General features: G+C 50.3%; 11 protein-coding genes. 1 reads left to right on the top strand and 10 read right to left on the bottom strand.

The annotated features are described in order from the left end of the window. Nucleotides 1-201: 201 nt before the first annotated feature. The 5 genes from ROSEINA2194_RS00655 to ROSEINA2194_RS00675 are packed head-to-tail and all read right to left on the bottom strand — an operon-like array spanning nt 202 to nt 4256. Nucleotides 202-408, bottom strand: coding sequence for a transposon-transfer assisting family protein (locus ROSEINA2194_RS00655; RefSeq protein WP_005929883.1), 207 nt, complete (start codon nt 406-408; stop codon nt 202-204). Further along, nucleotides 409-1002: a YodL domain-containing protein gene (locus tag ROSEINA2194_RS00660; protein WP_005929886.1), complete on the bottom strand. Its 594-nt coding sequence runs from the start codon at nt 1000-1002 to the stop codon at nt 409-411. Then, the gene (locus ROSEINA2194_RS00665) at nt 989-1297 is read right to left on the bottom strand and encodes a hypothetical protein (protein WP_005929890.1); all 309 of its coding nucleotides are present in this window, start codon (nt 1295-1297) and stop codon (nt 989-991) included. The genes ROSEINA2194_RS00660 and ROSEINA2194_RS00665 overlap by 14 nt, the downstream gene beginning before the upstream one ends. Continuing rightward, nucleotides 1294-2181 (bottom strand): LPD16 domain-containing protein, encoded by an 888-nt coding sequence (locus ROSEINA2194_RS00670; protein WP_005929893.1) that lies wholly within the window; start codon nt 2179-2181, stop codon nt 1294-1296. Before ROSEINA2194_RS00670 ends, ROSEINA2194_RS00665 begins: the two co-directional genes overlap by 4 nt. After that, nucleotides 2178-4256 (bottom strand): DNA topoisomerase 3, encoded by a 2079-nt coding sequence (locus ROSEINA2194_RS00675; RefSeq protein ID WP_035393366.1) that lies wholly within the window; start codon nt 4254-4256, stop codon nt 2178-2180. The genes ROSEINA2194_RS00670 and ROSEINA2194_RS00675 overlap by 4 nt, the downstream gene beginning before the upstream one ends. Before the next feature lie 241 nt (nt 4257-4497). On the opposite strand from ROSEINA2194_RS00675, the gene ROSEINA2194_RS00680 reads away from it, so the two are divergent. After that, complete coding sequence (locus ROSEINA2194_RS00680; protein ID WP_007882151.1) at nt 4498-5901, top strand: IS1182 family transposase; 1404 nt, start codon at nt 4498-4500, stop codon at nt 5899-5901. Between the two features lie 309 nt (nt 5902-6210). Here the strand turns inward: ROSEINA2194_RS00680 and ROSEINA2194_RS00685 are convergent, their stop codons facing one another. The 5 genes from ROSEINA2194_RS00685 to ROSEINA2194_RS00705 all read right to left on the bottom strand — a co-directional run bounded on the left by ROSEINA2194_RS00685 (nt 6211) and on the right by ROSEINA2194_RS00705 (nt 13842). Then, entirely contained in the window at nt 6211-7707 is a 1497-nt protein-coding gene (locus ROSEINA2194_RS00685; RefSeq protein WP_242410986.1) for a glycosyltransferase, read from the bottom strand. 527 nt (nt 7708-8234) lie between these two features. Then, complete coding sequence (locus ROSEINA2194_RS00690) at nt 8235-9398, bottom strand: CD1107 family mobile element protein (RefSeq protein ID WP_005929902.1); 1164 nt, start codon at nt 9396-9398, stop codon at nt 8235-8237. After that, on the bottom strand, nt 9395-9646 hold the full coding sequence (locus ROSEINA2194_RS00695; RefSeq protein WP_005929904.1) for a DUF4315 family protein: 252 nt from the start codon (nt 9644-9646) through the stop codon (nt 9395-9397). The genes ROSEINA2194_RS00690 and ROSEINA2194_RS00695 overlap by 4 nt, the downstream gene beginning before the upstream one ends. Before the next feature lie 35 nt (nt 9647-9681). Continuing rightward, the gene (locus ROSEINA2194_RS00700; protein ID WP_005929907.1) at nt 9682-11451 is read right to left on the bottom strand and encodes a CD1108 family mobile element protein; all 1770 of its coding nucleotides are present in this window, start codon (nt 11449-11451) and stop codon (nt 9682-9684) included. 3 nt (nt 11452-11454) lie between these two features. Then, nucleotides 11455-13842: a VirB4-like conjugal transfer ATPase, CD1110 family gene (locus tag ROSEINA2194_RS00705; protein WP_005929911.1), complete on the bottom strand. Its 2388-nt coding sequence runs from the start codon at nt 13840-13842 to the stop codon at nt 11455-11457. Nucleotides 13843-13856 lie beyond the last annotated feature (14 nt).

Genomic DNA, 13856 nt, shown 5'->3' on the forward strand with positions numbered 1-13856 from the left:
GTACTCTGCACAGGCCGTCGCTTCTGGCCTCTGCTTATAGATCATCAGCTGCTCCGCAAAGGGATACTTATAAAGCCGCGCGGATGTGGTCAGAAACGCTGTCCACTGTTCTTTGCTGCCAGTGATCTGTGCCGCAGCTTCCTGCGCCATCTGCATATAATAAGCCGTTTTCGTCATCATCTGTCTTTTTCCTCCTCTCCTTTATTCGTCCGGATACAAATCCAGTGCCTCATATTCTGCATCCGTCATCTCTGCCAGTTTTGCAAGCAGCGAGGCCGTCCACCTGCGCAGGTTTCTGTCTCTGCCCGTCAGACTTTTTTGCATCTTTTGAAGCTCTTCGATCAGCCCTGTCCGTGTGCCAGGGCTGTAAAGCATCATGAGCATCCATTCGTCATCCGTAAAACGCATTTATAACTCCTTTTCTTCGCAGCACCTGCGAGGCGGCGCAGGCGGCACAGCCTCCTGCTTTTCCTTCAGCTGATCCAGAACCGATGCTTTCTCCACCGGTTCTTCCTTCTTTCCGTTATTGATTACGCCGTCAATCATGCCGTAATCGTCCTCCATCGCCATTTCTGCGGCTTTCAGGTATTTCTCCGGTTTCAAAAATCCGGGCAGTTCCTGGAAGCCGATGGAATCCACATAGTGACAGCTTACAACACCATTCTGCCGTAAAGCCACGATGTCAGACACAGAAAGACTATGACCAGTAAAATCATCAGGGCGGGAAACATTGAATTTCGCATACAGTTCCTCCAACATCGTATTCTGATCCTTGTAGGGAAGAAGCGGAGCCGTATAAACCACCTCATAATGGTCAATATCCGGTTCCAGCCCCATCCGTTCCAGTTCGCGCATAGACGAAAAGCGTTCATATACCGTATCCTCGCTGCGGCGAAGCTGCAAAATCGCATACTGGTCGGTAGTACTGTCGAGAAATGCCATCATTCTTTCGTCCGGTGCCTGCGTTCCATGCACTTCATCCCATTTTTCAATTCTTGCCATCGTTCATTTCTCCCTTCTCCATAAACGGCAGGCCGTTTTCCTTTGCTTCCTTCCGCTGCTGTTCCCGCCGCTTTTCACTATAAGGCGGTCGGATACCAACGCAGCGTTTCGGAATCGTATAAGTGACCGACCCATGCTCCCGGTGCTCCAAAATAAACTGCTCCGGATACTGTTTTCGCAGTTCCCGAAGCTTCTTAATCAGGCGGCTGTCATGGGTATAAATGCTGGCGTTATCCAGTTCATTATCAAAATTGATGACGGTTTCCTGCTCTGCCTTCGTAAGCTTGTATTTCATCGCTCTGCCTCCTTCGCCTTGGCAGCTTTCACCGGCGTATCCGTTCTGGAAGACAAATCCGAGAGTTTACCCAGCACAGATTCCCGTCTGCTGATTTCCGCTTCCTCTGCACGATCACAAAGTTCATCATAGTCAATCCGCGTCATGGTGCGGCCACCGAACCCATAATCCGAAAGAATCTGGTCTCTGGCTGCATTCATGCTGATTTCCGGGTTGTCGATCTGTCCACCGTCAATTTCCGTAAAGTCCTTATGATATAAGGTATAGTCGTAACCGTCCTCACAGGTCTGAATGGCAAGAAAGCCCTTGCTTCCCAAATCCCATGCACTGCGTTCTTCCGTAATCAGCGGCTCCGGGCGGCATGTACCACCGCCGCGTTCCAGCATTTCTGCCAGCTGACAGATGTGCAAAACATCATACCCCAGGCGCAAATGATATTCGTCCATATATTCGCAGCGAGCTGAGAACTTCCGGTTCGGATACTCGATCTCCACTGCACTGCCATCCGGAATTTTGAAACGATCCTCGTAGCTGCTGGTGATAAACCGGATATTTTTAGCATTCTCCAGTTCAGGATCAGCCTTTTTCATCTGCCAAAGAACCTTTCTGCCGCCGCGCATCTGCTCCAGCATCTCCGGGGCTACCGGCGCAACGGTAAGACCGTCCAGCTGGGGAATCTCCTTGAGTGCTGCCACCCTCGCGCTTTCTTCCAGCGTAGAAAACGGCTGTTTATCCAACACATCCCAGCCAATGTGTCCCTCGGCAATCTGCACCTTGCTGTCCATATCAAAACAATGGAATTCCACGCCGTCCTGCTTTTCCTGCAAGGAAAGCAGAGCGACATTATCCACCAGATAAGCTGCATTCATCATTTTCATGCTCATTTTTTACCTCCAAACTCCAGCTTAAATGCTGCTGCACCGTCCTCGCCGGTCTCTACATGAACGGTTGTGTCATAGTAACGATTGGACTTCCTGGAATAGCAATGGGTAAGCCGTGCTTTTCCACGATTTACCAGTTGCTTTGCCAGTTCCTCTGTCATCTGCTTTCCCAGTGTCTGAAAAAACCTGTTTTCCTTCCAGAGCGCAAATTTACAGCTCTTATCCCTGCAAAACCATCCTTTTGCCGTTTCGCAGACATCACTGCCGCAGGCGGGACAGGAACCAATGACTTTGCATTCCGGCTGCATCAGCACATCGGCTCCTTTTACAGCCTCGTAGGTTTTAACAAGTCCGCTGACCATGCTGCTGATTTCGCCCATAAAGGCATCGCTGTCATACTCGCCGTGTTCTATTTTCAGCAGTTTTTCCTCCCAGTCTGCCGTCATGGATGGAGACTGAATCTGTTCCGGCACCACCGTCACCAGCGCATTTCCCTTGTCCGTAGAGCAAAGGTATTTCGTTTTCTTATCACCCCTACGCTCGATAAAGCCTTTCTGCACCAGTTTTTCGATGATGGCAGCGCGTGTAGCTGGTGTGCCGATGCCTTTTCGCTCTACACCAGCCGGAAATTCATCCGAGCTGGCACTCTCCATCGCTGAAAGCAGAAGATCTTCGGTAAATCTCTTAGGCGGGCTGGTCTTGCCCTCTTTCAGATCGACACCGGCAAGTTCCAGTGTCATGCCTTCCGAAAGTATCGGAAGTTCACCTGCCTCTGCATTCTTCTCAGCATCTTCAACTGCCTTTCCTGCATATTGCCTCCAGCCCATATCCGTGACTGTTTTGCCTTTCGTGCGGAACTTCTGACCGGCGCACTCGGCTTCTACTATGGTCTCTGCATAGCGGCAGGGAGTGCCTACCGCGCAAATCAGCCGCACCGTCAGCATGGTAAGAATCGCCTGTTCTCCACTGGGAAGAGAGGAAATGTCATAACCCGCCGCTGTTTTTGTAGGGATAATAGCATGGTGATCGGTAACTTTCTTGGTATTGATGACCTGTGCTGTATTCACCGGTGCCGGTGCATCCGGCTGAATCTGAAAGCTCTGCTGAATCACGGAAACAAGTTCCGGCACAAGCGGTGCCATATCATCCGTCAGATACCGGCTGTCGGTACGGGGATAGGTCACGAGTTTCTTCTCGTACAGAGCCTGCGTGTAATCCAAGGTCTGCTGGGCAGTGAATCCCAGCTGCCGGTTTGCTTCTCTCTGAAGCGATGTCAGATCAAACAAGGCCGGGGGCTTCTCTGATTTTTCTTTCTGCTCTACCTTGGTAATGATGGCACTTCCTGCCTGGCAACACTCTGCCACCAGTTTTTCTGCTTCTGCTTTTTCTTTCATTCGCTCACCGCCCGCTTGAAAATCCCGAAATTTTAATTCTGCCGAGTAGAACGGCTCCGGCTTGAACGCCCGGATTGCTGCATCTCGCATAACCACCATCGCAAGCGTTGGTGTCATCACGCGCCCCACATTCAGGGTCTGCCCATACAGACATGAAAAAAGCCGGGTGGCGTTGATTCCGACAATCCAGTCGGCTCGCTCCCGGCATAAAGCCGCCTCATATAAGGCATCATATTCTGTTCCCGGTCTGAGCTTCTGAAAGCCTTCCCGGATAGCACTGTCCTCCATTGATGAAATCCAAAGCCGTTCCACCGGCTTTTTGCAGCCGCACTGATGGTAAACCAGTCGGAAAATCAGTTCGCCCTCACGCCCTGCATCGGTTGCACAGATCAGACTCTCCACATCTTTCCGCTGCATGAGCTTTTTCAGGATTCCGAACTGCTTTTTCGTGCTGGCGGACACCTGATACTGCCAATGTTCCGGCAAAATCGGAAGATCATCATACTTCCACTTTGCATACTTTTCATCATAGGCTTCCGGCTGGGAAAGTTCCACCAGATGCCCCACACACCAACTGACAAGGTAGCCATTGCCCTCCATATAACCGTCCCCGCGCTGATCTGCCCCGATCACTTTCGAGAGACTCATGGCAACCGAGGGCTTTTCCGCTAATACAAGCTTCATTCGATACTGCTCCTTTCGCAAAAAAATTAGCAGCCAGGCACCGAAGCGCATGACTGCTATGTAAGGAACGGTATTCTGTTTTAGGTCTACAAACTGGGGCTTTTATGATCTTGCCACAGCTTATCAGTCTATGCACGTCAACTGTTGAAACCGCCGTGTACCGAACGGTACGCCAGACTGTCTAACGATTGGTATTCATGATATAATTAAGTTACAAGATATAGAGATTGGGGGCTTAATTATGGCATATATTGTTGGAACAGACAGAAATCAATCCAGAATGATTACTGCATCGTTAGATGATCTAATTGATAAAGATAATTCGGTTCGCGCAATTGATGCCTATGTTAATTCATTAAATTTACTCGAACTGGGTTTTACAGAATACAATGGGACTAATAGAGGACAATCTCCATATCGTCGTTCCGATTTGTTGAAACTGCACATTTACGGATATTTAAATAAAATCAGATCGAGCAGAGCTCTGGAAATAGAGTGTAAACGAAACCTTGAACTCATGTGGTTGATCAACGCAATAACACCAGATCATGGAACTATCGCTGGCTTTGTAAAAGAGAATAGAAAAGCGTTTCATAACACATTGCAGCAATTGACACTTATCCTTAAAGGATGGGGATTGATCGATGGAAAGCTAATGGCAATTGACGGCACTAAAATTCGTGCGCAAAACAGCAAGCACAATTGTATCACCCAAAGCGGTTTGGATAAAAAAATTGCTTATGCTGATGAGAGAATAAATTCGTATCTTATGGCTATCGAAAAAGAAACTCCTGTTGATTCTGAATATAAAGATAAGTTGGAAACCTATCAGAAGCTAAAAGAAGAATACTTGTGCCAAAAGAAGGAACTTTCAGAAAAAGGGTTAGAACAAAAAAGTCTTACCGATCCTGATTCCAGGCGAATGAAAAATAACGGGTCTTTGGATATTTGTTACAATGTACAGTCTGTAGTTGATTCACAAAATCATTTTGTCGTAGATATATCTACAACAAATGATATCAATGACCAAAATCAGCTTCATGTCATGGCTAAGAACGCAAAAAAGCTTTTAGATATCGAGGAATGTACTGTCATCGCTGATACCGGCTATTATAATGCGACTGAAATTAAAAACTGTATTGATGATGGTATGACTGTATATATCAAAAAATCAAAAGCCAATAATAGTACAAAGAACAATGAATTTCGTAAAGAAAAATTCACCTATAACTCGGAAAATGATACATACACTTGCCCAGCAGGTGAACGATTATTATTTTTTGAAAACACGTCAAAGAATGGATTGAGATATAAAAAATATAAGTGTACATCCTGTTCTACGTGTAAATACCATAATAGTTGTACATCATCTAAAACTGGAAGGACGCTTCAACGTTGGGAATATGAAAATATCCTTGCTGATGTTCATAAATCAACATTGGAAAACAACAACGTTTATAGACAGAGACGATGCATCGTAGAACATCCATTTGGAACGGTCAAACGCTCTTTGGGGTATAGTTTCTTTCTTAGGCGTAAAAAGGAAAATGTTGATGCTGAAGCAGCATCCATGTTTATCGCTTATAATTTTAAGCGATTATTAAGTTTGTTCTCGACACAGGAATTGATTAAAAAATTTGAATAGTTACAAAGAAAAACAAAACAGGATATCAGAAATAGCTTTTGGAGTAGCCCTCTATTCAATAGAATGAAGAAAAATATGAGAATCCGTTTATCAGACTGTCGATTTTACCACCTCAAAAGGGTTTTGTTAGACAGTCTGACGCACGGTGGTGTGAGAGGACGGCGGCTAGTCACCGCCTCCTACTCGCTTGTGCCCATGTTTCGGCCCTCCACATCATCACTCCGCGCATGCGTTGTGCCTCGCCGCAACGCATTCTGCCCCTCGCTGACTCATCGCCAGGCATCGCTGATGGTGTTCGTCTGCCCATCCTCACTTCTGCAGTATCTGCTTTTCGTTCTCCTGCACACGCCGCTCGAGCGCTGTATACTGCCGGAGCTCGTCCTCGGTAAATCCCCGGAACTTCGCCTGCTCGTAGTCACGCTCCGCGGCCGCGATATCCTGCAGCACCGCATCCGACGCCGGCAGCAGCTCGAGACGAATCTTCCGCGGCTCGCGTTTTTTCTTCGTCATTCCGTTCGCGTCTGCATCCTGTGCCTCGCCACGCTTTCCGAAAAGACCGGTCGCCTCGGCTATTTCCGCCGCTTCACGTCGTTTCCTCGGCACGTCGACCACTTCGAGCATCCCGCGTGAGACCAGCTTCTGCAGCGCGGCGCGCAGATCCCCGCGGCTCATATGCATCAGCTCCGCGAGATCCTTCCGGCTCAGCGCCTTTCCGGCATCCTTTCGATCAGTCGCCTCCACGGCATCTTCCCGCGCAGGCATCTGCGCTTCAGCCCCTCGAGTGAGCGCCTTTCCCGCGTCCTTCCGATACAGCAGCAGCGACAGCTCCGCCAGCGTCATATCATACTTCAGCGCCACCGACTCGAGATAGCGCTCGAGCAGCTTCCGGTCGCGGTACTTCTCCACGATGATCCCATCCTCCGAAATCACCTCCTGCAGCGCCTGGCTCCGCTCCTCACCGAGCTTCTGCGTCCCCGGAATCGTCGCCGGGAACACGAAACCATCCTTCGCCGCATCCACTAGAAAATGATAGACCTGCAGCCGCTTCCGCTCATACGCATCCTCATCCAGCACATGCTTGAAGAAGTCGTTGTAGCACTCGAACATCGCGAGTTTCATCTCCACCGTCCGCGCGAAGCTGATCTTCTGATTCACCAGCGAACCCTTCGTCTTCACATAATAGTAGACCGGCGTCCGCAGCGCATAGAACGTCGTCGCATAGCGCACATACTCGAGATTAAACAGAAAATCCTCGCACCAGCTGAGCTTCGCATCCATCCGGATCCCGTGCGCCTCCACAAGCGAGCGCCGGTACAGCTTATTCCACAGCACCCCATAGTAGTAGTCCGCCGGGTTCTCCATCATGAAGCCAACGAACGCTTCACGCCCGATCACCTGGTCCGCGTCGATATCCCCCTTCTGCGACACCATCTCTCCGACGACACGATAGAAATCCGCGATCACCATGTCGCAGCCCGTCTCCTCGGCCGCCCGCACCATCAGCTTCGTCGCATCCGCCGTCAGCCAGTCATCACTGTCCACGAACTGCAGAAACGTACCCCGCGCCCGCGCGATCGCCTGGTTTCGCGTATCCGACACCCCCGTATTCTCCTTATGCACGACCACCACGCGCGCATCCGCCCGCGCATATCCGTCGCAGATCTCCCCGGACCGATCCTTACTTCCATCATCCATGAGGATCAGCTCGAAATCCCGAAACTCCTGATTCAGAATACTGTCCACACAGCGCGCGAGACTCTTCTCCGCGTTATACACCGGCACGATGATACTGACCTTCGGCTCCATAGGCACCTCCATCAAAAAACTACTTCTAGTTGTACCATAAAACCCTCCCGTTGACACTCGTATATTTCTGCTCACTTTTCCCGGGCCAATGTCTCGGCCCTCCGCCTGCTCACTCCGCGCCCACGCGTCCGCACCCTCCACCTTCTCACGTCGCGTCCACCCATTCGCACTCGTTGCCTTTATCGCGCCCATGCCTCCGCCCACTACCTCCTCACGTCGCATCGAAGCACCAATTCCCTCATGAAAATGTCATATTACAGCATAAATTCGCTCATGAAAGTGTAATGAAGCACGGATTATTCCCTCATGAAAGTGGCAAAATACTGAAAAGAACGCTCATAAAAGTGGCAGAGCACGGAAATCTGAATGGTAAAATTCCGAGTTGTTGAGCTGTTCTTACTTTCTATTTTATCAGATATCGCCTACAGAGTCCATAGCTTCATAGCTCAAAACAGTTCACCCACCAACCATTTGGCTATGTAAAGGGGACGGCTTTTCAGCCGCCCCACCGGTCAACGCTGCGTTAATCAGACAGGTTCATCGTCCGATTCCGCTTCATAATCCTCGTTGACATCCACTTCTTCGTCCTCGTCACCATCATCCTCCGGCAGCTGGAGCGTATCTTCATCCTCATCGTGATAATCCGCATCCGGGTCCGGCTGATTTTTCTTGGACGCAGGCTTTACGCCCTTCATCTTGATATAGAGATAACCGCCGACACCGGCTGCACCGATCACAAACAGAAGCAGCATAATCATCGGAAGCGGAGACGATTTCTTCTGCTCGCTCTCTGTTTTCTGCTCTTCCGGTGCCGGTTCCGTCTCCTGCGGCTTTTCGGTTTCCGCAGGTTCCGTGACTTCCGGCTCCTTCTCCCGATACTTGGCAGCTTCCTCTTCATCCATCAGCGCAAGCAGATCGGCCTCGTCCACCATGTTCAGGAAATGCACATTCTGGTTGCCGTCTTTATCGCGGTCGATGATCAGATAAAAGGTGTTGCCCGCCTTTGTCACCAGCGTAATGAACTGCTGGCTGGATTTATCTTCTTCCTCACCGATATCGTCCACCAGCGTCATATTTCCTTCCGGAGTCAAAGCTGCACTGGATTTCGTCTCATCCTCGTATGACATTCCACTCTGCATCAGATCCAGAAACAGCTTCAGCGCATCTTCACTGAACATGCTGCTGTCTTTTGCAGAATCCGTGACATTCAGGTACTTTCCATGTGCATACCCGGTTTTGCCGTTGAAGTTTACCTTATACCAGTCACCGCATTTTTCGACAATCTCCACCGTATCGCCGGAATGCAGATATCCGATAATCTCCTGATCCATGCCGGGACCGGAACGAAAATGCAGACTGGTGATCCCCGGCACCACCGTACCAGTCTGCTTTTGGGACTTTTCGCTGCCGATATTGTATTCTTTGCCGCCCACCGTAACGATCAGGTTCCCATCCGCATCCGTAGAGACCTCATAGCCATCCGGCAGAACCTGCATGTCCGGGTCGATTTCGATGCTGTCGGTATTGTCCGTTTTCCCCGCATTTGTGCTTTCTGCTGCATCCGTCTCCTGTGCAGCGGTACTGACAGGCGTGTTCTTCTGCACATCATCGCCCGTATAGGCAAATGCAGTGGTCGTAAAGGTTCCTGCCGCCATCACGCTGGCAAGCAGCATTGCCATCATCTTTTTCATTCCATATCCTCCGTTTCTTTCTCATCCAGTTTCAGGTTCTCCGGGTTGGGAACCGCAGCCTGCGCCAGCTGAATGATGACTGCCAGCTGTTCCGGGGTCAGGCTCTGGGCATGTACCATTTCACAGATTTCGCTGTTTTCCTGCTCGTGGTACTTTCTGTCCCATTCCTTTCTGCGCTCCTCCCATTCATCGCGTTTCCTGCGGGCTTTCTCGCGCTCCGCAGCAATCTTTTCCAGTTTCAAGCTCATATCGTATCCTTTCCGGGCGAATAAACGCCCTATTTTTATCGAATTCTTCCCATGCAGTAGTAGTGCTGCCGCCAGTAGCTCGTCTCAATGGAAGCATAGGAAATTGGTGAGCCACAGTGGATCATCATCCCGTTGCCGACATAAATGCCCACATGGGATGCGCCACTGGTGTTGTAGGTTTTCTGGAAGAAGATCAGGTCTCCGGGCTTTGCCTCACTCTTCGGGATAATGTCGCATTTTCCCATCAGACCGTTGGCCGTCTGCCTGCCTACATTCCAGCCATTGCCGCAGTGGTTGATGACCCAGCTTACAAAACCGGAGCAGTCAAAACTGGTACTCGGCGAGCTGCCGCCCCAAACATAGGGATAACCGAGATATTTCTCTGCTTCGGTAATCATCTTCCGGAATTTTTCATCCGTCAGAGCTTCGCCCGGAATGTCGTAATCCTGGTATTCTCCGCTGGAACCCGCGCCATCCGGCGTTGCAAAGGCTATGCCTGCAAACAGGTCATCTCGATTGCCCCGGCACTCCAGTGTGACTTCGTATCGTTGCAGCTGGTCATCTGTAAAGCCGGAATTTCTTGCAACATAGTCAACGCCCCGATTGAGCCGTGTTACATTGAGGATTTTATACTCATACTGTACCGTCACCTGATAGGTGTAGGTGTGTCCGGTTCCGGTGATTGGATTGTAGCGATAGCCCACACGGGTTTCCTTCCTTGTCCGGATTTCCACCTTTTCCTCCAACTTCAGCTCATACTGCGCTTCAAAAATACTCTGGAGCCGCGCCTGCACCTGGCTTCTCGTATAGTTTTCAAATTCTACGGTCAGCAGAGATGCAAGCTCATAGGGATTGTGACCAATCTCTGCCAGATTGTAGCGATACTCGTCATAGCCCGGATGGTCGGTTTCAATGCGGTCGATTTGTTTGCGAAGTTTATCTTCCAGCCTGGTATAATCCGTCTCCACGCCTTTCAAATCTTCATCTTCTGCCGTGTAGGAAGTCCCCAGCACCACATTGCCGCCGCCATTGATCAAGACGGAGCATGACGAAACCGACCCGGCAATCACCAAAACAAGCAGTCCCACGGCTGCGATACCGATGATGATATGCGAGTGGCTCTGCACAAACTGAAATGCCTTTTCCGTTATACTGACAGTACCCTGTGCAGCTTTGGCTGTGCCAGATGCTGTGTTCTCCGCAGCGGCCGCACCTGCCTTCGCAGCGGCATACTCTTTTTTGATGGCCTGCTTCTGCCGCCATCGGGAAAAGAGATTGGAACCAGCCTGCGGATCAGACTTCATGCGTTCCGCAAAGATGGAATCTACGGCATCTTTATTTCCCTTTTTCTCCAACCGCTCCAGCTTTTTGTACTGCCGCAGCTTTCGACCATATTGGAACCGGGAACCAGCACGGGCTGCACCTTCCGCTGAGCCTTCGGTAAAATGCGCTGCCTCCACACCAGAATTATTATCCTGGTCGGCATTGCGCACACTCTGATGTGCCTTGGCTGAAAGTGCATCTGCCGCAAGATTTCCCGGCTTCTTTGGCTTTCCGCCTTTTTTCCCGGAAGCTGCTGCATTCTTTTTCGCTTTTACTTCCTGATCTGATTTCAGCTTCTTACTGCGCATCTTAGCAAGATCGGCCTCGTGACGAATCTGCCTTCGGTGTTCCGCTTTTTTCTTGCCGCCGTCTCCCGTACTGCTATCTGCGGTTTTGCTTCTGGAATCGCGAAGGGTGTTCTCCGCACCCTCGCGCTCCTGCCGCAGCTTGTCTCCGAGATTCGGATTTTTCTTGCCAGCCATCGCTTACGCCTCCTTCGCTTCCTGCACTTCGGTTAATTTTGTCGTCATAATCCGGTACAGTTCCAGATCGGTCGGGAAACGATCAACGAACGGCAAAATCACATTTCCGTAGAACAGCAGTCCTTCGCCTTCACCGGAGTGGGTCACATAGGACAGCTGATGTGGGCTGATATTCAGCTGATCCGCCAGAATCTGACGATCACCGGCTGCTTGATTCAGCATATAAATGAAGTCGCTGTTTTCAAAAATGTTCGTCACTTCGCGGGAAGAAAGCAGGTCTTTCACATTCTGGGTGATGCCGGTGGGAATACCGCCCCATTTACGGAATCGCTTCCAGATTTCCACGCTGTAGGCCGCTGTCTGCTCTTCTTTCAAAAGCAGATGGAACTCGTCCATATAGTAGCGGGTGGCTTTACCGGCATTACGGTTGGCGGTCACACGCCCCCAGACCTGATCCTGCACCACCAGCATCCCGATCTTTTTCAGCTGCTTGCCCAGCTCCTTGATGTCATAGCAGACCAGCCGGTTATTGATATCTACGTTGGTGCGGTGGTTGAACAGGTTCAGAGAACCGGTTACATAGATTTCCAGTGCCGTTGCCACATGGTGTGCCTCCTTTTCATCCTGCCGGAGCAGAGCTTCGTACAAATCCTGCAAAACGGGCATGTTCTCCGGCACCGGGTGTTCAAAATAGGTCTGGTAAATCTGATGAACACAGCGGTCGATGACCGTCTTTTCTACCGGCTGCAAGCCTTCTTTTCCGCCCACGATCAGCTCACACAGGGACAGGATGAAATCTGCTTTCAGGGCAATCGGATTATCCTCTTCCGAATAGTTCGCATTGATGTCCATTGGGTTGATATACTGCGTGCTGGAAGGGCTGATTTTAATGACCTGCCCCTCAAATTTCTGCACCAGTGCTGTGTACTCAGCTTCGGGATCGCACACGATTACATCGTCATCCGTCACCAGGAACGCATTGGCGATTTCTCTCTTGGCAGAGAAGGATTTACCGGAACCGGGGGTACCCAGAATCAGCCCGTTGGGGTTTTTGAGCTTTTTCCGGTCAACCATAATCAGGTTGTTGGACAAAGCATTCAGCCCATAGTACAGAGCCTCTTTCCCGGTCTGAAACAGTTCCTGGGTGGTAAACGGCACGAAAATTGCCGTGCTGCTGGTAGTCATGCTGCGCTGAATCTCAATCAGGTTCTGTGCCAGCGGCAGGCAGCTCATCAGCCCCTGCTCCTGCTGGAAGTCCAGACGGCGCAGGTTGCAGTTGTACTTTTGTGCAATGCTGGAAGCCTGAAACACATTGGTTTCCAGCTCCTGCTCCGTTTCGCCGGTGTTCATCACCAGAAAGGTCAGCAGGAACATACGCTCATTCTGGCTCTGCAATTCCTTCAGCAGTGCCTTTGCGTCCTTACCGTAAGTTGCCAAATCGGACGGAATGATGTCCATATCGTATCCGGAACGTACAGCTTTCTTCTGTTCCTCAATCTTGGAACGATCCAGCTCCGTGATGGTGTGCTTAATAGACTTGATTGCTTTGTTCTGGTCTACCGACTGAATGTGCATGGTTACAATCTGGCTGGATTCCATATCCAGAAAGTCCTTCAGCAGCTGATCCGACAGGTCGGAAGCCGTAATCTGGAGATAGGACATGGAACCATACATCCCACCCATCTGAAAAACACGGTTCTTCGGAAAGGCAAAACCGGTCGGTGCAATAAAGTCCTTTACCGACAGCCCGCTCTCCGGCAGCCACTTCCAATCGAAATTGAATCGGTCATGGTCACCCATGTGGAACATATCGTGCATCAAATGAAGCCGTTCCTTGCCGTTAAGCAATTTTGCCCGGACACCCAAGCGTTTGAAGTTGTTCATCAGGTCGATCTCGATGTGAATGAGCCTCGGCTTTGCCTGCTTCATGGATTCCGCCTCAATGCCAAACGTCAGGTACTTCGTCTTGGTCAGGCCGTTGTTGCCCTGGGCAAGTTGACGGCGGAGCATGGTGCTGTACTCTGTGCGTACCGGATTAAAATGATCCTTCTGGTACGGGATGCGCACCATCTTCTCAAAATTCGAGGCATCCGTAGCCATATTCATAAAAGAAAGCTCAAAGCGGATGCTGGAATCAAAGAAGTTCAGGAAGCTGCACCATTCCTCAAAGATAGCCGTCTGATCTTCCTGCTGCGCCAGCTGGTAATTGATGTCCTGAAACTGAATGGTTTTGGTGTAGTAATTGTCCGTCACACGGCAAATACCGTCCGGGAACATCCGCTGAAAAGGAATGCTCTCCTGTGCCGAATGCGGAACCGTGCGGTCACCCCTTGCACGATCAATCACCGTCTGCACCTGTTTTTGCTCTGCGGCTGACAGATGAGACGGCATTCGGATGTCATCCT

The organism is Roseburia inulinivorans DSM 16841 (assembly GCF_000174195.1).
In the GTDB taxonomy this organism is placed as follows: domain Bacteria; phylum Bacillota; class Clostridia; order Lachnospirales; family Lachnospiraceae; genus Roseburia; species Roseburia inulinivorans.

Excerpts from the sequence above, each read along its gene's own strand:
- ROSEINA2194_RS00675 (WP_035393366.1), bottom strand. The coding sequence starts at position 4,256 with ATGAAGCTTGTATTAGCGGAAAAGCCCTCGGTTGCCATGAGTCTCTCG.
- ROSEINA2194_RS00705 (WP_005929911.1), bottom strand. The coding sequence starts at position 13,842 with ATGCCGTCTCATCTGTCAGCCGCAGAGCAAAAACAGGTGCAGACGGTG.
- ROSEINA2194_RS00685 (WP_242410986.1), bottom strand. The coding sequence starts at position 7,707 with ATGGAGCCGAAGGTCAGTATCATCGTGCCGGTGTATAACGCGGAGAAG.
- ROSEINA2194_RS00700 (WP_005929907.1), bottom strand. The coding sequence starts at position 11,451 with ATGGCTGGCAAGAAAAATCCGAATCTCGGAGACAAGCTGCGGCAGGAG.
- ROSEINA2194_RS00655 (WP_005929883.1), bottom strand. The coding sequence starts at position 408 with ATGCGTTTTACGGATGACGAATGGATGCTCATGATGCTTTACAGCCCT.
- ROSEINA2194_RS00690 (WP_005929902.1), bottom strand. The coding sequence starts at position 9,398 with ATGAAAAAGATGATGGCAATGCTGCTTGCCAGCGTGATGGCGGCAGGA.
- ROSEINA2194_RS00665 (WP_005929890.1), bottom strand. The coding sequence starts at position 1,297 with ATGAAATACAAGCTTACGAAGGCAGAGCAGGAAACCGTCATCAATTTT.
- ROSEINA2194_RS00680 (WP_007882151.1), top strand. The coding sequence starts at position 4,498 with ATGGCATATATTGTTGGAACAGACAGAAATCAATCCAGAATGATTACT.
- ROSEINA2194_RS00660 (WP_005929886.1), bottom strand. The coding sequence starts at position 1,002 with ATGGCAAGAATTGAAAAATGGGATGAAGTGCATGGAACGCAGGCACCG.
- ROSEINA2194_RS00695 (WP_005929904.1), bottom strand. The coding sequence starts at position 9,646 with ATGAGCTTGAAACTGGAAAAGATTGCTGCGGAGCGCGAGAAAGCCCGC.
- ROSEINA2194_RS00670 (WP_005929893.1), bottom strand. The coding sequence starts at position 2,181 with ATGAGCATGAAAATGATGAATGCAGCTTATCTGGTGGATAATGTCGCT.